This window comes from Deltaproteobacteria bacterium, from assembly GCA_020848905.1.
Classification (GTDB): Bacteria; Myxococcota_A; Polyangia.
Map to the genome: position 1 here is coordinate 80030 of JADLHG010000082.1, position 18778 is coordinate 98807.

At 70.8% G+C, this 18778-nt stretch carries 25 protein-coding genes and 2 tRNA genes; 11 read left to right on the plus strand and 16 right to left on the minus strand.

Annotated features, from left to right (window positions below; genetic code table 11):
* The first annotated feature begins 2 nt into the window (after positions 1-2).
* The 10 genes from IT371_30740 (at position 3) to IT371_30785 (ending at position 11359) form a co-directional block, all read left to right on the plus strand.
* Positions 3-524 (plus strand): hypothetical protein, encoded by a 522-nt coding sequence (locus tag IT371_30740; protein MCC6752070.1) that lies wholly within the window; start codon positions 3-5, stop codon positions 522-524.
* Positions 525-637: 113 nt separating this feature from the next.
* Complete coding sequence (locus IT371_30745; GenBank protein MCC6752071.1) at positions 638-1048, plus strand: hypothetical protein; 411 nt, start codon at positions 638-640, stop codon at positions 1046-1048.
* Between the two features lie 80 nt (positions 1049-1128).
* Positions 1129-1671, plus strand: coding sequence for a hypothetical protein (locus tag IT371_30750; GenBank protein ID MCC6752072.1), 543 nt, complete (start codon positions 1129-1131; stop codon positions 1669-1671).
* A complete protein-coding gene (locus IT371_30755) occupies positions 1668-3251 on the plus strand; it encodes a hypothetical protein (GenBank protein MCC6752073.1) in 1584 nt (527 codons plus the stop codon). Before IT371_30750 ends, IT371_30755 begins: the two co-directional genes overlap by 4 nt.
* Positions 3248-3916 carry a hypothetical protein gene (locus IT371_30760; GenBank protein ID MCC6752074.1) on the plus strand — a complete coding sequence of 223 codons (669 nt, stop codon included), beginning with the start codon at positions 3248-3250 and terminating at the stop codon, positions 3914-3916. The genes IT371_30755 and IT371_30760 overlap by 4 nt, the downstream gene beginning before the upstream one ends.
* Before the next feature lie 163 nt (positions 3917-4079).
* Positions 4080-4328 carry a hypothetical protein gene (locus tag IT371_30765; protein ID MCC6752075.1) on the plus strand — a complete coding sequence of 83 codons (249 nt, stop codon included), beginning with the start codon at positions 4080-4082 and terminating at the stop codon, positions 4326-4328.
* A gap of 223 nt (positions 4329-4551) precedes the next feature.
* Complete coding sequence (locus tag IT371_30770; protein ID MCC6752076.1) at positions 4552-6099, plus strand: hypothetical protein; 1548 nt, start codon at positions 4552-4554, stop codon at positions 6097-6099.
* The gene (locus IT371_30775; GenBank protein ID MCC6752077.1) at positions 6100-8325 is read left to right on the plus strand and encodes a GNAT family N-acetyltransferase; all 2226 of its coding nucleotides are present in this window, start codon (positions 6100-6102) and stop codon (positions 8323-8325) included.
* Positions 8322-10502, plus strand: coding sequence for an ATP-binding protein (locus IT371_30780; GenBank protein ID MCC6752078.1), 2181 nt, complete (start codon positions 8322-8324; stop codon positions 10500-10502). Before IT371_30775 ends, IT371_30780 begins: the two co-directional genes overlap by 4 nt.
* Before the next feature lie 2 nt (positions 10503-10504).
* Positions 10505-11359 carry a hypothetical protein gene (locus IT371_30785; protein MCC6752079.1) on the plus strand — a complete coding sequence of 285 codons (855 nt, stop codon included), beginning with the start codon at positions 10505-10507 and terminating at the stop codon, positions 11357-11359.
* Here the strand turns inward: IT371_30785 and IT371_30790 are convergent.
* From IT371_30790 to IT371_30845, 12 genes are all read right to left on the minus strand, one after another.
* Positions 11341-11976: a hypothetical protein gene (locus IT371_30790; GenBank protein MCC6752080.1), complete on the minus strand. Its 636-nt coding sequence runs from the start codon at positions 11974-11976 to the stop codon at positions 11341-11343. The two genes, IT371_30785 and IT371_30790, sit on opposite strands and share 19 nt — an antisense overlap.
* Positions 11973-12188, minus strand: a complete 216-nt coding sequence (locus tag IT371_30795; GenBank protein ID MCC6752081.1) for a hypothetical protein — start codon at positions 12186-12188, stop codon at positions 11973-11975. The genes IT371_30790 and IT371_30795 overlap by 4 nt, the downstream gene beginning before the upstream one ends.
* 522 nt (positions 12189-12710) lie before the next feature.
* Positions 12711-12785, minus strand: a tRNA-His gene (locus tag IT371_30800).
* Positions 12786-12963: 178 nt separating this feature from the next.
* On the minus strand, positions 12964-13344 hold the full coding sequence (locus IT371_30805; GenBank protein MCC6752082.1) for a hypothetical protein: 381 nt from the start codon (positions 13342-13344) through the stop codon (positions 12964-12966).
* A gap of 10 nt (positions 13345-13354) precedes the next feature.
* A tRNA-Leu gene (locus IT371_30810) sits at positions 13355-13437 on the minus strand.
* Between the two features lie 6 nt (positions 13438-13443).
* Complete coding sequence (locus tag IT371_30815; protein MCC6752083.1) at positions 13444-13650, minus strand: hypothetical protein; 207 nt, start codon at positions 13648-13650, stop codon at positions 13444-13446.
* Between the two features lie 9 nt (positions 13651-13659).
* On the minus strand, positions 13660-14013 hold the full coding sequence (locus IT371_30820; protein MCC6752084.1) for a hypothetical protein: 354 nt from the start codon (positions 14011-14013) through the stop codon (positions 13660-13662).
* Positions 14010-14201: a hypothetical protein gene (locus IT371_30825; protein ID MCC6752085.1), complete on the minus strand. Its 192-nt coding sequence runs from the start codon at positions 14199-14201 to the stop codon at positions 14010-14012. The genes IT371_30820 and IT371_30825 overlap by 4 nt, the downstream gene beginning before the upstream one ends.
* A 1-nt stretch (position 14202) precedes the next feature.
* Positions 14203-14517: a hypothetical protein gene (locus IT371_30830; GenBank protein MCC6752086.1), complete on the minus strand. Its 315-nt coding sequence runs from the start codon at positions 14515-14517 to the stop codon at positions 14203-14205.
* The gene (locus tag IT371_30835; GenBank protein ID MCC6752087.1) at positions 14514-15098 is read right to left on the minus strand and encodes a hypothetical protein; all 585 of its coding nucleotides are present in this window, start codon (positions 15096-15098) and stop codon (positions 14514-14516) included. Before IT371_30835 ends, IT371_30830 begins: the two co-directional genes overlap by 4 nt.
* A complete protein-coding gene (locus IT371_30840) occupies positions 15095-15373 on the minus strand; it encodes a hypothetical protein (GenBank protein ID MCC6752088.1) in 279 nt (92 codons plus the stop codon). The genes IT371_30835 and IT371_30840 overlap by 4 nt, the downstream gene beginning before the upstream one ends.
* A 2-nt stretch (positions 15374-15375) precedes the next feature.
* Complete coding sequence (locus tag IT371_30845; GenBank protein MCC6752089.1) at positions 15376-15588, minus strand: hypothetical protein; 213 nt, start codon at positions 15586-15588, stop codon at positions 15376-15378.
* A gap of 192 nt (positions 15589-15780) precedes the next feature.
* On the opposite strand from IT371_30845, the gene IT371_30850 reads away from it, so the two are divergent.
* Positions 15781-16089, plus strand: a complete 309-nt coding sequence (locus tag IT371_30850; GenBank protein MCC6752090.1) for a hypothetical protein — start codon at positions 15781-15783, stop codon at positions 16087-16089.
* 113 nt (positions 16090-16202) lie between these two features.
* On the opposite strand, the gene IT371_30855 is transcribed toward IT371_30850, so the two are convergent.
* Genes IT371_30855 through IT371_30870 form a run of 4 tightly spaced genes read right to left on the minus strand, consistent with a single transcriptional unit; the run spans position 16203 to position 18166 of the window.
* Complete coding sequence (locus tag IT371_30855; protein MCC6752091.1) at positions 16203-16514, minus strand: hypothetical protein; 312 nt, start codon at positions 16512-16514, stop codon at positions 16203-16205.
* Complete coding sequence (locus IT371_30860; GenBank protein ID MCC6752092.1) at positions 16511-17065, minus strand: hypothetical protein; 555 nt, start codon at positions 17063-17065, stop codon at positions 16511-16513. The genes IT371_30855 and IT371_30860 overlap by 4 nt, the downstream gene beginning before the upstream one ends.
* 46 nt (positions 17066-17111) lie before the next feature.
* Positions 17112-17369 (minus strand): hypothetical protein, encoded by a 258-nt coding sequence (locus IT371_30865; protein MCC6752093.1) that lies wholly within the window; start codon positions 17367-17369, stop codon positions 17112-17114.
* A 47-nt stretch (positions 17370-17416) separates the two neighbouring features.
* Positions 17417-18166 (minus strand): hypothetical protein, encoded by a 750-nt coding sequence (locus tag IT371_30870; GenBank protein ID MCC6752094.1) that lies wholly within the window; start codon positions 18164-18166, stop codon positions 17417-17419.
* Between the last annotated feature and the right edge of the window lie 612 nt (positions 18167-18778).

Consider the following 18778-nt stretch of genomic DNA (forward strand, 5'->3'; position numbering starts at 1 on the left):
CCATGGCCACCGTCCTCCACCGCACGAGCCTCATGCTGCTCACCAGCGTCAACACGCCCGACTACTCGCCGGTCGAGTGGATCCACAACCCCGACCTCTCCGCGGTCGAGGGCGTGCCGGACTACTACTGGAAGATCCAGGGCAACGACGTGCTGGCCATGGACGCCGGCGAGCGCGCCGCGGTCGACGCGCTCCGCATGCCCATGCTGATCGCTGCCAAGAAGGCCGAGTGGGAGGTCGCCTGCCGCGAGTTCATTCACTCGCACTACGCGCCCCACCAGCAGCAGACCCTCTCCGTCCTCCTGTCCGAGGCTCGCGCCGCCGGACTCACGAACCGCGTGAACTACATCCTCCAGGCCCTGGGCTGGGTCGACGCGGTCCTGACCTACTACTACGGGATCGAGGCGGCGATCGAGGCGGCGACGACCCCCGCGGGGCTCGACGCCGTGACGTGGGACTTCACCCCCTACGACGCCGCTGACCCCGACGTGTCGATCCGCCAGGCCCGCCAGATCCTGAACTAGGCTCCGAGCCCGGTTCGTTTGGTATCCTCGACGGCGCGGCTGGGAACGATCCCGGCGCAACCCAGGGGCCCTTCCGGCCCGTCCTCGTCGGGCCCCAGGCCCAGGAGCTTCTCATGGCGTTCGGTGGTGTCGCCGCCTTCGCCGCCCCTGCGGCGGCGCGCGGCTCGCTCAAGAACCGGGTCGTCCTCACGGGCGTGACCCTCGCGGCCCGCGTGGGCAACTTCGACCCGACGGGCGCGGCGGCGGACAGCGCCCTGCTCTCGACCAACCAGGCGGTGGTCCCGAACCAGCAGGCCCTCCCGTCCTCGTTCGGCTTCGGCCCCGGCGGCTACGTCGCCGGCGACGAGGCCCTGATCACCGTCGAGGCCGACGGGGACAACGGCGCGGCGATCCTGCCCGACGTCTACGTCGCCTCGATCGCGGTCGCGGCCGGCAACCTCCAGATCGGCCTGCACAACCGCGGCGCGGGCGTGAGCGGCAACCTGCGCGTCGTGATCGAGCAGAACCACTCGATCACGCAGTAGCCCCTCCGGATCGACAGGCCAACCAGCCAGCGCGCCGCCGGGGACATGGTGTCCCCGGCGTCGTGCTTTCGGGAGGCGTCATGCAGCCCAGGATCTTGTTCACGTCCGCCTCGGGCTTCGTCTCGGGAGCGATCCGCTGGATCACGGGCTCGGCCGTGAGCCACGTCGGGGTGCAGATCGGCGCCGAGATCGTTCACGCGGACCGCGGCGGCGTGCAGATCGACGACCTGGCCGGGTTCCTCAAGGGCGGACGCACGCTGCGCCACGTCTACGAGCTTCGCCAGGAGATCGCCTGCGACGCGAGCGAGGTCTTCGCCTACGCCAAGAAGGACGGCGACGGCAAGCCGCTCGCGGGCTACGACTACGACGGCATGATCTGGAACGTCGTCCCGATCCTCTCGTGGCGGTGGCTCAAGATCCGCCTCGGCAACCCGCTGGCCGACAAGAATGAGTTCTGGTGCTCCGAGTTCGCGGTCACGTCGCTCCGCAAGGCGTCGAGCGACATGATCCCCGAGTTCAAGGGCCTCAACGCCGAGGTCGTGACGCCGGGCGGGTTGCTCCGCGTCGTCTCGCGGAGCAAGAGCTTCTTCAAGGTCGTCGACAAGAAGGCGCCGAAGGCGTGACCCGCCGGTCGCCCCCCTACCTGAGCCTGGCCAAGATCGACCGCTGGCTCCCGCTGATGCGGAAGCAGGGCGTGTCCGAGGTCGCGCGTTCGCCGCGGGGGTTCCTCGCGGCCTACCGCCGCGCCGGCGGTGACCCGCGCCGCCTGAGCGAGGCCTGGCGGCGCAGGCGCGACGGGTTCGTGGCGCGGCACATGGCCCAGGTCGAGCAGAGCGGCGAGCCCCTGACGACGCCCGAGGGCCTCCCCACGCGCCGGCACCTGGCCTTGATCGCCTGGGCCTACTGCCCGACGCCGGTGCGCCCTCCCCGGGCGAACCCCTCCGCGGACGAGCGCCGGCGAGCCGCGGAGCGCAGTGGCGACCCCGTGGCCGTGCTGCGCGAGCGGCTCCGGCGCGGCGAGGTCACGACCGAGCAGGTTCGGATCGCCGCCGCCCTGGGCGACGAGCGGGCCCTGGCGCTGGAGCCGGGTCGCCGTGATCACGACGTGGTCGACGACGTGGGCGGGATCCGCCTCGTCGGCCGGGCGCTCCGAGACCCGCACGGCTTGGCCGTGTCGGTCGCGGCAGACGCTGCCGAATCGGTCCTCCCGCTCTCCTCCACCTCGTCGGGTGCGAGCCCGCGCCGCGCGATCGACCTCGCGCGCCGGTGGGTGCGTGATCGACGAGGCGTGTCCGCCGAATCCTTGCGCGACGCAATGAACGCGGCTGCGGCTGCGGCCCTCCGTGCGACTGACGACGGCGCCTACGTTGACGAGATGATCGCAGCTTCGGCGGCCCTCACCGCCCAGACCGCCATGGCTGCCGCCGACGAGGTCTCACGACACGTCGCGTCCGCTGCCGGGGCCGGCCGCACGGCAGGGCTCGCTGCCATGGCGGTCCGACGCGCGGTGTGGGCTCGGGCGGACTCGGGAACGGGTGCGGAGGAGGGGGAAGACGACCCCTATGCCTCGCCGTGGCTTCTGACGAGACTGATCGCCTACGTCCTGCGAGAGATCCCGATCGGAGGGGGCCCCGTGGTCAGCAACCCGCCCAACCCACCGTTCTACGTCTACGCCCCGCAGCAGAAGATCGGCAGCGCGGGCACCTCGCTCGCGCAGGTTCCGGCGCTGCACAAGCACCTCGTCGCGAAGGGCCTCCTCACCCCCGGCATGCGCGCGCTGGACCTGGGCGGCGGGCGATACGACAAGGGCGTCGAGTTCCTCGGTGAGCATGGCGTTGACGCGCGCGTCTACGACCCGTTCAACCGCCTCGCGGGCCACAACGAGGCCGTCGCCCGCTGGGTCGACTCGCGCCACCGTGGCGTCGCCGGCGTGGACGCGGTCCTGTGCTCCAACGTTCTGAACGTGATCCGCGAGAAGGTGTCCCGCGCTCAGGTGATCCGCGCCGCGCGCTCGGCGCTGGCCCCCGGCGGCGTGGCCTACTTCTGGGTCCATGAGGGCAGCCCGGACGATCGCAAGAAGGGTCCGCGGGCCACCGCGAAGGGCTGGCAGAACTTCAAGCTGACGAAGTTCTACCTCCCCGAGGTCCGGAAGGTGTTCCCGCGCGCAAGGATCTCCGGGCGCTTGATCGTGGCCCCCTTGTGAGCCGCCACACGAGGAACCCCTCCGCCGACGAGCGCCGGCGCGCCGCGGAGCGCGCCGGCGACCCCGTGGCCGTCCTCCGTGAGCGGCTCCGGCGTGGCGAGGTCACGACTGAGCAGGTCCGCGTTGCCGCCGTCCTGGGCGACGCGCGGGCCTGGGCCCTGGAGCCGCCCACCGACCCTACCGATCTCAACCTGGCCCTCGGCAGGGAGGGGTCGATCTACTTGGTCGGGAGGGCCCTGGGGGATCGAGACGGCCTCGCGGCCTCCTACGCGGCCGACTGCGCCGAGCGCGTGACGTCGGTCTGGGTGCAGCGACACGGCAACGACGCCTTGCTGCGGAGCGCGATCGAGGCGGCTAGGCGGTGGGTCCGTGAGCGATCCGCGGACGCGGCGAACGAGGCGCGACGGGCCGTGCGTGCCGTCCTCGCCTCCGACCTTCTCGTCTCCTCCGATCGCGTCTACTACGCCGCCAGGGCCGCCGCATACGCTGGAGAGGCCGCCTACGTCCGCAACACCGACGTCGCTGCGGCCAACGCCGCCAACACAGCCGTCAACGCGCGCATCCCGTCTCCGGGCGACTCCTCCGCTGCCGAGGTCCGTGCCGAGGTCCACTGGCAGCAAGACCGCCTGATCGCCTACGTCCTGCGCGAGGAGCGGCCCCTGTGACCGAGCGCGAGGCTCGCTACGCCGTGGGGACGATCTGCGCCCTTTGCCTGGCCGTCGGGTTCCTCGGCGGCCTCGTCATGACCCTCTAACTACAGCAGCAACAACGACTCGATTTTTCTTGCCTAGTTTCGACGACGAGTGCCATAGGGGGTAGGAGGCCTCTATGACTGACCAGGCTGACACGACGGACCAGAACCCGGATCACGCGCGCTTGCACGAGTCGCGCAAGCGCGCGACCGCGCTCCTGAAGGACGCCAACCTCGCTCGCTGGCACGCCCTGCTCTTGCGGAAGAGGGCCGACGACTTGACGGACGAGGCGGACCAGATCGAGCGCGAGGCGCTCGCCCTGGCCTTCCCCGACGGCTTGCCGGCGGGGTTCTACGCGCGGTGCATGGACGAGGCGATGCGGTAGGATCCAGGCAGCCCACGGTCGAGGCCGGCCGTGGGCGCCTCCCGGGCTCCCCACTTCCAACCCCGAGCCGGGCGGGGCAGACCAGCGTCGGCGTGCAGCTTGGGCAGGTCGGGGCGCGTGTGCGCCCGCTGTCTAAGCGGCGCCGACGCGGCCTTTTGAGGGCGGTTTGGGGCGGCGGTTGGGGCGGTATCATGGCGTCGGGATCGTTCCCGACGGAGGGGGCATGGCCAGGGCGAAGGCGGCGAAGGCGAAGCCGAGGGCGCGGCTCGACGCCGTCCCCATGACGATCGGCCCGCTCGTGCCGTTCTTCTGGGGTGAGGGCCGCTACATGCTCTGGCTGGCGAAGTCCAAGGCCAGCGCGGAGGCCATGCGTCGCGCGGCCACGAGCCCGGAGGGCGACTTCCCGGTCTTCCTCGACCGCGTCGGGATCGGCCGGGGCTCGCTCGACCTGTTCATGAAGCACCCCCTGCGGAAGAAGCACCTCCTCGGAGGGCTCATGTTCCGGGTGCTCCCCGACCGCTTGATCGTCAGCCACATGGTCGTCGACCCGAAGTTCCGTCGCCGCGGGATCAACTCGCTCATGATCGAGCGGATCCAGAAGCAGTTCGACGGCAAGCCCGTCTACTACTACCGCCCGACGAAGGAGGGGCGCGCGTTCATGGAGGCGCGCGGCGGCGAGGAGTCGGCCAGGAACCCCGGCCGGGACGACGCGATCAAGGACGCCTTCCGCGCCTGGCAGGGAGGGGACGACGCCGCCCTGGAGCGCCTCAAGGTCGAGCGCGAGCGCGCTGGCCTCGATCCGACGCCCGAGCACCCCGAGTTCAAGGTCATGGCCGACGGGGCCCGTGGCGCCGGCTGGAATGGCAAGGCCCGCATGACGACCGCCCAGGCCGAGGCGGCGATCATGCACGAGTTGAAGCGCCGCGGGTGGCACCCGGACCGCCAGCCGAGCCAGGTCGCGTTCAACATTCGCGTGTGGATCTCGCCCGACGCCCAGCGCCGGATCGTCTTCAACAAGAAGACGGTGACGTGGGAGATCGGCGGGCGCGGGCGCTGGGAGAAGGACTACAGGATCCACACCTACCTTGAGCGCGAGTCGACGGTCGACGCTGCCGCGCGGCTCATGCTCAAGAAGGCGGCCAAGCCGATCACGCGCGCGGAGTGGACGACGCCGCTCCAGAACCCGCCCGGCGACGCGCGCGGCTGGGACGCCGAGAGGCGCGCCCTGGAGCGCGCCGCCATGGGCGGCGACGCGCAGGCCGCGTGGCGGCTCGTGGAGGAGGTCGCCCGGCGGTCCCCGCACGGCTCGCACAACGCCGGCCTCGCCGTGATCGTTCTCAAGCCGCTGCGCGTCTCGGGACTGCGCTGGCCTCCCTTTCGCCGCGTGATCGGGCTTCCGAACCTCGTCGAGAAGAAGCCCAAGAAGTCCAGGGTCACGAAGTGGGGCTGGAAGGTCTACTACCCGACGAAGTATGAGAACGGCTGGGAGGCCGACAGCAAGACCGCCGCGTTGCGTTCGGCGACGAACGGGATCCAGTCGAGCGTCCGGCAGGCCTGGGCGCCCTACCCGAGCGCGACCGGGTTCCTGACCGACCGCGTGCTCGTGATCGAGGACTTCGCGGGCTACGAGGCGCTGGGCACCAGCAACGCCTACTGGCACGACGTGCCGGGCCTCTCCGAGCGCAGCCGCCTCGCGTCCGCGTCGGCCGAGGAGATCATGCGCCGCATGACGCCTAGCGACTGGACGGCGCGCATGACGGAGGGCGGCTAGGTGGCCCTCTGGAACCCCATCGTCGCCGCCAAGGCCCCGCCCCTCGTGATCACGACCAAGGAGCGGAAGTTCACCGGCGGCCGGGGCGAGGTCAAGTTCTTCGCCACGCTCCGCGACGGCACGCCCGTCGGCGAGATGTTCGTCAACTTCGGGAACGTGAAGATCAAGGGCGTCCCCGCGGCGTCGATCTTCTGGATCGGCGTCGAGCCCGAGTTCCGCGGCATGGGGATCGCCACGAAGCTCTACGAGGCCGCGCAGCGCCTCGCCTGCGAGCGCGGGCGGGTACTCGCCTCGGACGTGACGCTCAAGGAGGGCTCGCGCGGCTTCTGGGAGAAGCAGCGGGCGAAGGGCCGCGCCACCAGGCACCGCGAGAAGGTCGCCGGCAAGCCCATGTTCCGCTACGCGCTTTCTTGTCCGGCGACGTCGCTGAACCCGCCGGCCGGGGTCCGCATCGATGTCGTGCCGTCTCGGGATCGGACGCCCTACTCCGCGTTCGACGTGGTCGCGACCCTCGACGGCAAGGTCGTGGGCGAGCTTCTGATCGACCGGCGATCGACCGCCCCCGGCGCCGAACTGTTCGTCGCGGTGGCCGAGGTCGACGAGAGCGTTCGACGCCAGGGGATCGGCACGGCGCTCTACCTCCGCGCGGCCGAGGAGGCCAAGAAGCGCGGGTCGCAACTGCACAGCGGCACCATGAGCGACTACGCGGCCAAGCTGTGGAAGTCCATGATCCGATCCGGCAAGGCCAGGGAGGACGACGAGGGGTACGTCATGAACCCCGCCACCCGGACCAAGCTCCGGGTCAGGATCCTCGACCGCGGCGAGCACGGCTTCGTCGTGCGCGGCTACGTCGGTCGGCGCGCGGTCGGCCACGTCGCGGCCGTGCGGAGCTACCGCACGTTCGACGTGGTCTCGGCCGAGGTCGAGGAGGCTTCGCGCAAGCAGGGGATCGGGCGGCGCCTCTACGAGGCGGCGCATGAGGAGGCTCTCCGTCGCGGGCTGCCGCTCAGGTCGCAGGGCTTCCAGCGCAGCCGCGCGGCCACGGGCGTGTGGCGCGCCGTGGCGCGGGACGACGCGCGCGTCGAGGCGCGCGGGGACGACTTCGTGTGGAACCCCCCGACGAGCCCGCCGGTGCAGGCCGCGGGGACGATCGGGCGCCTCGTGGTCGAGGGCTGGTCGGCGCGCTCGGTCGAGCAGGGCGCCGCGTGGCTCCGGGCGGCCCTGGAGGGGCTCCCGGTGGGCGTCACCTACCTCGTGGCTCCCGGCGGCTTCCTGACCGTCTCCGCGTCCCTGCGCGGCGTTCCGGCGGGGTGGGCGTCCCGTGTGGGGGAGATCGGCCGCTTCCGGCAGATCGCCGAGGGGGTGGTCGAGGATCTCCTCAGGGCGGCGCCGCGCGGGCAGGCGCGCTTCTTCTCCTTCGGCCTCGACGTCCGCGACCCGAACAGCCCCGAGCACGTCGAGTTGGTCGTCGTGGCCGACCTCGACTCGCGCCGGATCGCGCACCTGACCGCGAAGACCTACCCGACGGCGGATCAGGAGAACACCCTGGTCCGCGAGGTCGACTGGCGAGCGCACCTCTGGGAGCCCGGCAACGGCGACCGCGTGCTCGTGCTCGGCTGCCATGACCTGAACGTGTTCAACAACCGCGGCTTGAAGGCCGCCGCGAAGGGCGGGTCCGGCGCCGCGCGCCATAGGACGCTCGTGGACGGGCGCGAGGTCTTCGTCGGGTTCGACCCGACTCACGTCCTCCACCACCCCCACGGGACCGACGTGGCCGGCACCTGGCGCGTCGCGTGGTCGGGCGCCTCGCAGCTTCTGCCGCACCTCGTCCAGGGCGTCTCGGGGATCGCCCACCCGCGGTTCCGCGGGAGGCCCAACGACGACCTGGCGGTCGTCCTCGCGGCCACCCAGGTGCCCCCGTGCGCGTCCGTCGACCTCGTCGTCCTCGGGAACGATCGCGCCGTCGGCCAGCAGGCCGACGCGATCCCGCTCGACCTCGACGCGCCCGCCGACCCCCGCGAGACGGCGCGGCTCAAGGAGCAGGCCCAGGCCACCTACGAGCGCGGCATGCGCGAGTGGCGTCACTACGAGCGCACGGGGGAGCGGCTGCACCCCCGTGCGCGCACGACGAAGCCCCAGCGCCCCTCGGTGCGCTCGGCCCGCAAGGGGCTCAAGGCGACGCCGAAGAACTCGTGCCCGGCGACCGTGATCAAGGAGGCCCGGTGACCCGCAAGACGTCCGCGACGACCGCGACCCTGCTCAACGCCCCGACGGGCCCCCTGACCCCCGGCGTCTACGTCGGCGTGTCCGGCACGTCCGGCTACGACTTCCTCATGGCCTCGACCGTCGCGGGAGCGACGCGCCTCGTGGGCGAGCGGTTCGCGCCCGACGGGCGGAAGGTGATCACGGTCCTCGTCGGCGACGCCGCCCGCGGCGCGCGCCGGCAGAACCCGGACCTCGCGCCGGGTGAGGGCGAGCGGCGGCGAGTCACGATCGGTCCGGACTTCTTCGCGAAGCCCCTGCGCGACTATCGAGACTGGCCGCAGGGGTGGTGGCGCGAGGCGGTTCAGAATGCCGTGGACGCCGGCGCGCGCAACATCGCGCTCCGAGCCGTCGAGAACGCCGACGGTACGTGGACCGTGTCGTGCGACGACGACGGGAGCGGCATGTCCCCCGAGACGCTCACCACCAAGTTCTTGGACATGGCCGGGACGTCGAAGACCGACCCGACGTCGGGCACGACCGGTGGGTTCGGCGAGGCCAAGCGCCTCCTCCTCTTCCCGTGGATCTCGTGGAAGGTCTACACCCGCACGTCGCTCGCCGTCGGCACCGCCGACGACTACCGGATCGTTCACGACCGCCCTGCGCGGACGGGCACGCTGGTCGAGGTCGTCATGCCCAAGGACACCCACACCCACGCCGGTCCGGCGCGCGCCTTCCTGGGCAAGTGCTACCTCCCGCGGGTGGGGATCACGGTCAACGGCGAGCGGGTCTCGGCCAATCTGAGGGCTTCGGACCTCGTGGAGGACTTCGCCCTCGCCCAGGTCTACGCCCCCAAGATCGCCGGCACCGGGTACACGATGATCGTGCGCGTCAACGGGATCTATATGTTTGAGCGGTATACCAATGACATTCCCGGGCGTCAGGTGATCTGCGAGATCACCGCGCCGTCCGTGCAGGTTCTCACGTCCAACCGCGACGGGTTCCGCCATGAGGGCCTGGCGCGCTCCGTGGACAACCTCATCTCCCGCCTTGCCGCCGACACGCGGAGCGCCTTGAGCCGCAAGAAGGGGCACTTCACGAAGGTCTATGAGGGCGATCCTGCCCTTCGCTACCGGAGCGAGTTGAAGGCGGCGCGCCTGATCGAGCAGATCGGGCCGATCAACAGCGGCTCCCGAACGATCACCACCGAGGTGATCCAGACGATCAGCACCGAGGTCGACGCCTACCGCGAGGAGGCCGAGCGCGAGTCGACCGCGAAGACCTCGGGCGGCGGCCTTCCGTCGGGCGGCACCGCGAAGACGATCCTTGAGGCCGTCGCGGGGGCTGGGCAGTCGACGTTGGAGGCGACCGCCAAGAACCTCGTCTGGCGCCAGCCCTTCATCGTGATCAACGAGGTCGACGACCTCGCGACCTCTCGCGGGGCCGGCAAGCTCAAGAAGTTCTTGCCTGAGTCCATGACGCCGCAGATCGCGCGCCTTGCGAAGGTCTGGAGCGAGTTGTGCCGCTACGCCCTCTCGCGCCTCAACAGCTTCCCCGACGGCGGCTACGGCGTCGGCTTCATCTTCAGCGAGGACAAGGGGGCGGCCTTCCTGCCCGGCGCGAGCGTCGCGCAGGCCCCGAATCTCTTCGGTCCGAAGTCCGGGTGGCTGCTGCTCAACCCGGCCAAGAACTTCAAGCACCTGACGAGCGGCGCGTCGATCGAGGTCTGGTCGCCCACCAAGGACGCCGACCTGAAGTGGCTCTTCGCGGCCGTGGTGCATGAATGCACGCACGTCGTCGACAACTGCGCCTACAAGGAGCACAACGAGGACTTCGCGGCGGCGCTGACCTACAACATCGCTCGGCTGGCCGACGGCTTCCGTCACGCCCGGCAGATCGTGGCCGACAACAAGCTCAAGGACGTCGAGGGCGTGCGCCAGAAGCGCAAGCGGGCGCCGTCGGCCGCGGAGCGCCAGGCGGCCGTCGACCTCATGAGCCAGGGCTACTCGACCGAGGAGGAGGCCGACCTCCTCCGCACGTCGGTCGACGTCGCGGTCAGCAGCTACGACCGCGCCGCCGCGAAGGAGAAGCTCTACCAGACGATCTCGTCCCGCGTCCGGCGCGCGGCGGGCTTCGTGCCCACGGTGGCCGAGGTCGAGGAGATCAAGCGGGGCTGGTCGACCGCTGGGCTCTGGGGCTAGCCGTGGACGCGCGGATCCGCACCCTTCAGCGGGCGGCCAGCATGGGCGACTCCGAGGCGCGCCAGCGCCTCTACTGGGAGGCCTTCAGGGCCGGCGTGTTCGGCCCGGGGGTCAACGTACACCCCGATCAGGTCGACTCGACGTATGGCTTCCGCGCCGCGCTCCAGGGGCTGGCCTTCCTCGGGGACAAGGACGCGGCGAAGGTGCTCGCCGAGGCGGTCCGAGAGGCCGCCCCGCTCTACCGCGACGAGACACCTCGCGCCAAGGTGCCGTCGAAGCTGACGCACGATCTTCTGACGTTCTCCTTCGGTTCGATCGGCATGGTCGCTCTATCGACCGAACTCGTGCGGTACATCCTGACGTGGGCCGAGGATCTTCACGTCCCCCGCGGGCATGAGATGACCGCCGCTGTCGCTGCCTGGGAGGTCGTCCGGACCGCGGAGCGGCAGATCGTCCTCGACGTCGAGCGCCTGCGCGCGGGCGACGTCGAACGCGGGGCGCCCATGTTCGGCGGGATCGCCGGTCGCATCCTCGGCCGGCCACCGCTGGTCTCCGAGCAGCACAACCTCTTCAGGGTCGGAGACCGCGTCTCGCGGGACTACGACGCCTTGGTCCGCCGTGAGGGCAACGCCAGCTTCTGGCGCGCGATCGAGACCTCTACGACCTTGGCCTCAGTACTCCTTGACGCCAACGCGCCGCGGGTGGTGCGCCTCTGGGACCGCGTCCGGCGTCTCGTGACGGACGTGAACTACTACCCCTCCCCCGCGGAGGTGGCCCAGGCCAACCGCGACCTCAAGGCCGCAGCGCGCCCGCCCCTCGTGGCGCTCATGACCCAGGGCTACGTGCCCGTGCCGTAGGCCCACGCCACGAGGGCCCGCTTCGCGTCGGCGAACGCGCGGTCGAGCGGCACGGCCGAGGCCCCGCGGCCGGACATGGCCTCCTGAATGGCTTCGCGGAAGAAGTGCCCCTGGTCGCGGCCCTCGGCCGCGAAGCCGTGGACGACCGACGAGATCCACCGCTCGCCGGGGGCGAAGTCGAAGTCGTCGAAGGCCACCGTGACCGCGCCGTGCTCAAAGGCCATGATCACGCCGGAGATCGTTCGCAGGCGCTGCACGGCGGTGACGCGCTTCAGGCTCCCACGGATCCTGGCGGCCTTGGCCTCCTCGACCTTCAGCCGCGAGCGCGCGGCCGAGAGCGCAACGCGCGGCAGGACGCCGGGGATCTCCATCAGGGCATGCAAGGCGCCACCGAGGTTCCTTCCGACGGCGCCCACGAGCGCCCGCGCGTCGTAGTCCTCCGGGTCGGCCTGGGCCAGCACCTCGGCGCCCTCGTCGCCCACGAGGAGGAGCGCCTTGTACTGGTCGCGGGTCGTGAGGCCCGCGCGCATGCGCTCCCCGAGCCACCTGGCGCGGTCCTGCGGATCGTTCCCGAGCGTCGCCGCGCGCTGCGCGCGGCGGGCGGCGAAGTCGCTCACGAGGACGCCGGCGGGTCGACGGGGAGGTCGAGCTTCCACCGCTTCGCGAAGCGCCTGGCGCCCGCCAGGTCGGTGTCGCGCGAGTAGAGGGTCGGGTGTCTCAGCCGCGAGCCCCGGTAGTAGCGGTCGACGACCCACGAGATCCGGTAGTGGTCGCTGCCGAGTCTCCGCACGCGATGACTCTTGCTCGGGTTGGGGGAGAACCTGCCCATGAAGGCCTCCTAGAACAACGCGAGCGGGCTCGGACCCCCCGAACCCGCTCGTGCTGCAACACGCAATGGAGCCGCCGGGAGTCGCACCCGGGTGTCGAAGAGGCGGTTGGTGAGGCACTACGCGCGTAGCTGGTCTGTTGATCTCGACGGACTCGGGCGCCCAGCACCCCTCCTCCGTCCAGCCCGCTGGCGTCTCGCCCCTCCGCGCGCGGGCACGCGGGAGGGCCAGCCTCTGCTTGCGACCTACCCTACTTCACCCACGAGGCGCTGGGATCCGCAGGGCACGACCGGGGAGCTTGCGCTACGCGGTCACGAGGGTCTCACCGACGAGGACGTTGGCGTCCTCCATCGACAAGCCCTCGGGGATGTCGTTGGTCACGGCATCTAGGGTTGTGATCGGCTTTTTACGCGGCTCCGACCAACCGCGGCGCGCACCTTTCCCGCTCACCTCCCGATCGAGTCTGTACCGGCCCCTTGAGAAGCGCGACCCTACCATGGTCGGGTCGGTTGTCAACTAGATGATGCTCCAGGCGGGGATCGAACCCGCTTCCTCCCAGATCCATACTCTGGGTGCTCGACCTGTTGAGCTTCTGGAGCGTTCGGCAGGACGGGAGTCGCACCGCGTGTCTCGCAGGAGGCCTTTCGGCCGCCCACGCGCTCTTCTCTTGAGCTACCTGCCGGGATACTCGGGACGGGAGTCGCACCGCGTGTCTCGCAGCGGGCCTTGCGGCCTAAACCTGCGCGCTCTGCTCTTGAGCTACCCGAGCTTGCTGGTCTACAGGAGCGGCAGCCTCCCCAGGACGCGCCGCACGGGGCGGCGGTCCTCGACGGGTCGGACGCCGATCGCCGTGAGCGCCCCGTCCCACGGAGGGTCGGGCTCGCGCACGGCGACGTGGGGGACGCCGGCCTTGGCCAGAGCGCGCTCGACGACCGCGAGAGCGGGCTCGTCGGGGACGGCCAGGACGACGGCGTGGGTGCCGTTGGGGAGGTTCCCGGGGCTCGACTCGCCAGCCGCGTGGACGATCTGCGCGGCGAGGAATCCCTGCGGGAGGTCGGCCCGCACCACGACGTAGTGCGTGCGGACGAGGGGGGCTGGGGTGGCCTTATGGCTGGCTGGACATGCCCCCGAGACTACCACGCCGGACCGACGGGTCAAGGTCACCTGATGCCGAGAGCGGGAGTCGAACCCGCACGCCCTTGCGGGCGGGGGCTTTTGAGGCCCCTGCGTCTGCCATTCCGCCACCTCGGCCGACGACTACAGCACCTGCGAGAATGCGGCGATCCGCTCGCCCAGGACCGCAGAGTAGTCGGCCATGATCGCGCACTGGCGACGCAGCCTACCCTGCTCGGCGGCATCGAGCGCGGCATACTGATGGCTGTTGTTGATGAACTCCTTGAGACGACCGAGCTTGCCGTCCAAGTCCGCCTTCTCGTACACGACACGCTGCTGATGCGGATCCACACACACCTCCTATAGGCAGAGTTGAGCAGCGACCACGCCGATCGCCGGGTTGTCGTGCGCCGCCTCCCTCAAGAAGACCTTGAAGAAGTCCGGGGGCGCCGTCTCAGGGAAGTGGCGCGCGACGGCCCGCCACTTCTGGTCCTGCTCGCGGAAGCACCCGAGGAGGCCGTCGACCGTCGAGACCTTGCGCTTCTGGGCCATGAGGCGCGCCTCCTCGGCGAGGTCGCCGCACACCTTGATCAGGACGTCGGACGGCTTGCACGGGCCGTCCATGGCCTTGGGCACGTCAGGGTAGACCTGCGACAAGAGCGGGGGCTGCAAAAGCTCCCGACGAATCCGCGCGACGTAGTCGACCGCCCTCACTCCCCGAGCCCCCTCTGACGGCCCGTCGCCGCCCTGATCGCCTCCTCGCGCCGCTTGTAGGCGCGCTCTCGCGCCGCGTGCGGCTTCGTCGTCTCCCAGTTGGGCGTCCGACACGGGTCGCCCTGGAGCGCCTGGCACAGCGGGCACGGCGGGAGGTTGCGCGTCGCCGCGTCCACGATCGGGGTCACCCTACATGACCCTCGTGCGCGCCGCGGTCGAGAGCTTGCACGACCCGCGGCCGGGGCCGTTGCCGAGGTCCACCGCCGCCTCGTAGAGCATGCACTGCCGGTTGCACGGCCGGTTCACGCCCCGAAGCTCGATCGCGTTCGTGATCGGGTTCGGCAGGAACACCGTCGTGCTCATGATCGGGCAGAGGCTCTCAGGCACGTTGAGGGCCTCGGCGGCCTCGACCTCGGCCTGCGAGGGCTTCTGACCCCCAGGAACGATCACCCGCGGCTCGTCACCGCGCCGCGCGTGCTCCCTCTCCCTCGACTCCTTGCTCACGACTCCTCCTTACGCACGCACTTGAACCGGCCCGACCACCGGCGAAGGTAGTCCTTCGCCACGTTCATGGCTTTGGCCTGAAGCTCCTCGACGGTCCCGGTGTTCTCGATCACCGCGTCCCAGCGGAAGTCAGGATCGATCATGGCGTCCGAGGCCTTCACCGGGTTGCCGGGGCGGACGACCTTGACGCACCAGCCGCCGCGGTCGCGGACGGCGTCGGCCTCGTTCTGGAAGCGCAGGTCGCTCAGGACGAGGAGGCGGTCGCCCCTCGGAGCGTCGAGCGCGGCGTCGCGCCACACGCCTGGGTAGACCTCGCGCATCTTCTGGCCGACCTCGATCCAAAGCTGGACCGGGGACTTCTCGACCACGGGCAGCGGCACGTCGCGCAGGCGCGCGTTCTCGGGCCGCTCGTAGAAGTCGGCGGTCATGAGGCCGTAGCGGCGGAAGAGGTCGTACGAGATCCGCTTCAGCGGCTCGGCGAACGCTCGCCGCACGGCGACGTCGGGCCCGAGGGTCGCGACGACGTGCGCGGCGCAGGTGTCCTTGCCGACGCGCGACTGGTGACCGAAGGCCAGGATCACAGAGCCCCCCTGAACGATCCGCGCGAGAAGAAGGCGGCGCGGCGTGCGCCGCCTGGCGCTCGATCGCGCCTCTTCGGGAAGACCACGGCGCGCGGGTGTCGCGCGCCGTGCTTGTCAGGCGGCGGGGCCGAGGCCCCGCCGCCGTCGGTGTAGTTACAGGCCGAGTGCTCGGCGTAGTAGACGATCGAGTCTGTCGCCGTGCTGTTCGACGTGCTGTTCGACGAAAGCCAGGTCGTCTCGGTGTTGTTCGTCCTGAAGCCGACCCAGGCCCCCATGGCTACTTCGCGTAGTAGACGAGCGTCCGGCAGGCCTTCCCGGCCTTCGCCCCGAGGGCGGCGCACGAGAGCTTGTGCATGAGAGCGCGCAAGACCGACGCGGCGCGGTTGGCGCTGCCGACGGCCTTGGCGACCTGCGCCTTCGTCACGCCGCCCTTCCGCGCGGCGAGCTTGAGCACCTTGTCCTTCTCCGAATCCGACACGCGCTTGGCCATGGGCCCTCCTTGTTCTCTGTGAGGTCTTGTTCCGCGGAACGGCCCGGATACTATTCCAGAGCCTCGGCGTGTCAAGGGGATCTTCTTGAAGAGCGCCGCTGACCTTCTGGTGATCGACGAGGCCCTTGAGACCGTCGAGGCGATCCTCGACGTTCTGGACGGCTTCGTCCTCGGTCTGACCCTGGGTGCCCCATGTGGATCACGTTGCGCGACGTCGAGGCCTTCCGCTTCGGACCCGACGAGGACGACAACTACCGCCCCACGGGGCCGACGGGCCCCGCCCGCCTCCGTCGCGCGCCGCCGGCGGCCGATCTCACGGCCGACGTGACCGCCCTGGAGTCCCTCTCTGGCGTGCTGCCCCGCGCGGTCGTCGCCGACCGCGCGCGGGCGCTGTTCTTCCGGATCAAGGCCGAGAACTGGTCCGGGGCCGACACGCACGACCCCGGGCGGCCGATCGAGGACCGCGAGGAGCTTCTCGCGCGGGTCGGGCGGCTGCTCTAGTCGTCGAGGTCGTCCCGGTCGACGGGCGCGCGCACGACGACGAGGACGAGCCACGTCACGAGGACGGACGTCATGACGGCGAAGATCGCCTCGGTATACACCGCACGCCTCGGCTACCCAGCCCCGGGGATCGACTGGCTCTTCATGATCTTGAGGAACTCGTTGCCGTCGGTCGGGGCGCCCATGCCGGGGCGGTAGGTCGTCGCGCCGCCGCGAACGTAGGCGCGCTTCTGGTGACCGCACCGCTCGCACGGCGGCTGGGCCTCGACCACGCGGACCTGGCCCGTGACCCCGCACCCGGGGCACATGAGCTTGGACACGAGGAAGCCCTCGTTGTCGGTGTCCTTGCCGATCTCGACCAGGCCGACCTTCTGGTTCTTCTTGTTGGCGCAGGCCTGGCAGAAATACTCGGTCGTCGCGCTCACCGCGCCTCCTCGGCCTCGGGGGGCCTCGTCATGTCCATGGGGGTGGGGTGGCGGAGGAACGACACGCTGTCCCAGACCACCTTGTTGCCGTGCCAGCGCCCGAACCACCGGCAGTCGCAGAGCGGCTTGCCCGACTCGCGCGCGTGCTCCGCGGCGTCGTCGAACGAGAAGCAGTAGACGGCCAGGCCGAGCCCGGCCAAGTGCGTGAACCGGTCGAAGTGCTCAGACCGCGGGGGGATCGCGTAGACCCCAGGCGCGATCTCGCCGACCGTCCACCAGGCCTCCGAGAAGCCGAGCGACGGCGCGGGCTCGGGCCGCGTGAACGGCCCGATCACGTAGGGCGGGATCGAGGCCGGGTCGCGGACGCCGCTGTAGGCCTTGCTGCCGTAGGCGTCGGCCAGGGCCTTCTCCGCCGGGGTGCGCGGCGACGCCTGCGCCGCGCGGCAGGCCTCGCACGCGATCGTCGTGCGCTCCTCGGGGAAGAAGTCGACGTAGCAGCGCGCCACGTCTTGGCACGCGCACGTCAGAACGCTCTCACTCGTCAACGCCATGAAGATCCTCCTTGAATCAGTCGCACGTCAGTCGCACAGTCGCACGTCAGTCGCACGCCACGGCGAACGCGAACGCCACGCTCACGAACGCTCGGTGTCGGTGTCGCCACTCGCCGTCGAGCGGGCTCTCCCCCTTGCCGAGTCGACCGACTCGCACGAAGCAGTCGCCCTTGAGGAGAACCTCCTCGGACACGAGCACCGCGTCGTGCTCCTCCTCGTCCAGGCCGTTGTCGATCGGCGAGGTCGCCCGCAGCACGATCATGCGCTTGCGGAAGCCCTTCCCGTCGTAGGGGCCCTCGACCACGAAGACCCGGCGGGAGAACCTGTTCTTGACGACGGTCCCGCGCGCGATCAGGTCCGTCCGGCGGAGAGCAGCCCGTCGGGGTCGGGCGGGCGCGGAACGCTCCCGCGCCCCGGCCTGTCCACCAGCACGCTTCGCCACACGCTGCTCACCCCCCACAGGGCGAGGCCGATCGCGTCGAGCGCGTGGATCCACGCGCTCGACGGAGCGGGCCGACCGCGCTGGTTGAGGAGCGGCACGACCCCCGCGCCCCGAGGAACGATCCGCGGCTCCCGTCGACTTCCCCCGACGTCCCATGACCACCCCAACGCCGTACAGACGTCGGCATGATACACGTCCTTGGGGACGGTGCCCTTCCATTCGGCGGGCAGCGGGACGACGGCCTCGGCGGCCGGAATGCGGTCCAGCGCGCCGGCCATGGCGGCGCCGGAGACGAGCGCCAGGCGCAGGAGGTGGGCAGGGTCGACCTTGCCGGCCCCGCCCTCGGCCCGCCCGTCGGCGCGGCCCTTCTTCGCCGACAGCTTGCGCTTGTAGACCTGCTGACCCTCGGCCACGACCTTGACGAACCTCATGGAGGGGTGCATGGGGTCGCGGTCGTATGACGACCAGAGGTAGCGAAGCTCGCGGAGCATCTCCACAGCAGCCTCCTGCCCCTTCGGGCCGCCCTGCTTCGGCTCGGGGACGTGAACGATCCTGATCTCCTCGACCTTGACCCGAGGGGTCGGGGATCCGAGGTGCTCGACGACCACCCACGCGAGCGCGGTGTGGTGCAGGTCGGGGTCGATTCCGAGAACGATCATGACGAATACCCTGCCCAACCCCGCGGGGCGCGCACCCTCGGGTTGCTGACGGCCCCGCGCATATACGCGACGACCGCCGACCGCGCCGAGGAGTTCAGGTCGAGGAGGGACAGGTTCCTGCCCCAGGCCTTTCCCCAAAGGCGCGGGCCGATCCCGCTGCTTCGCACGACCCCGAAGCCGACGCTCCCCCACCGCGACCACGGAGACGCCTGCTGGCGCCCCTGCTGCCGCCACGGCGAGAGGCCTCCGACGTTGATCATGCTTCACTCTCCCCGGAAAGCAGCCGGTACCAGTGCAGTGACCAGATCCGCCGCCGAACCGTGCCTACCTGCTGCCCTCGGTGCCACGTCGCGCTGAACCCACGCTCGCCGACACGAACCCAGAAGCCGACGAGGCTCCGCGGGGGAAACCAGCGGACCTTGGTCCGCGCGAGGTGTCGCGGAAGCGGCGCGCCGGTCATTCCGCCCCCTCCCACCGCTGCATGTTCGACCACTCCTCGCCCCTGACCGCCGAGCGCCGAAACGGCCCGCAGACCGTGCCGTGCGTCCGCAGGCCCTCCTCATGGAGGATCGCCGACTCGATCAGGCCGCTGCCGTCGTCGTCGTGCAGCCC

What these genes read in the sequence shown, in the direction of transcription:
- IT371_30795 (MCC6752081.1), bottom strand. Translation starts at nt 12,188, where the DNA reads ATGGGCAGGTTCTCCCCCAACCCGAGCAAGAGTCATCGCGTGCGGAGA.
- IT371_30770 (MCC6752076.1), top strand. Translation starts at nt 4,552, where the DNA reads ATGGCCAGGGCGAAGGCGGCGAAGGCGAAGCCGAGGGCGCGGCTCGAC.
- IT371_30870 (MCC6752094.1), bottom strand. Translation starts at nt 18,166, where the DNA reads ATGATCGTTCTCGGAATCGACCCCGACCTGCACCACACCGCGCTCGCG.
- IT371_30740 (MCC6752070.1), top strand. Translation starts at nt 3, where the DNA reads ATGGCCACCGTCCTCCACCGCACGAGCCTCATGCTGCTCACCAGCGTC.
- IT371_30745 (MCC6752071.1), top strand. Translation starts at nt 638, where the DNA reads ATGGCGTTCGGTGGTGTCGCCGCCTTCGCCGCCCCTGCGGCGGCGCGC.
- IT371_30845 (MCC6752089.1), bottom strand. Translation starts at nt 15,588, where the DNA reads ATGGCCAAGCGCGTGTCGGATTCGGAGAAGGACAAGGTGCTCAAGCTC.
- IT371_30840 (MCC6752088.1), bottom strand. Translation starts at nt 15,373, where the DNA reads ATGGGGGCCTGGGTCGGCTTCAGGACGAACAACACCGAGACGACCTGG.
- IT371_30765 (MCC6752075.1), top strand. Translation starts at nt 4,080, where the DNA reads ATGACTGACCAGGCTGACACGACGGACCAGAACCCGGATCACGCGCGC.
- IT371_30860 (MCC6752092.1), bottom strand. Translation starts at nt 17,065, where the DNA reads ATGGCGTTGACGAGTGAGAGCGTTCTGACGTGCGCGTGCCAAGACGTG.
- IT371_30850 (MCC6752090.1), top strand. Translation starts at nt 15,781, where the DNA reads ATGTGGATCACGTTGCGCGACGTCGAGGCCTTCCGCTTCGGACCCGAC.
- IT371_30750 (MCC6752072.1), top strand. Translation starts at nt 1,129, where the DNA reads ATGCAGCCCAGGATCTTGTTCACGTCCGCCTCGGGCTTCGTCTCGGGA.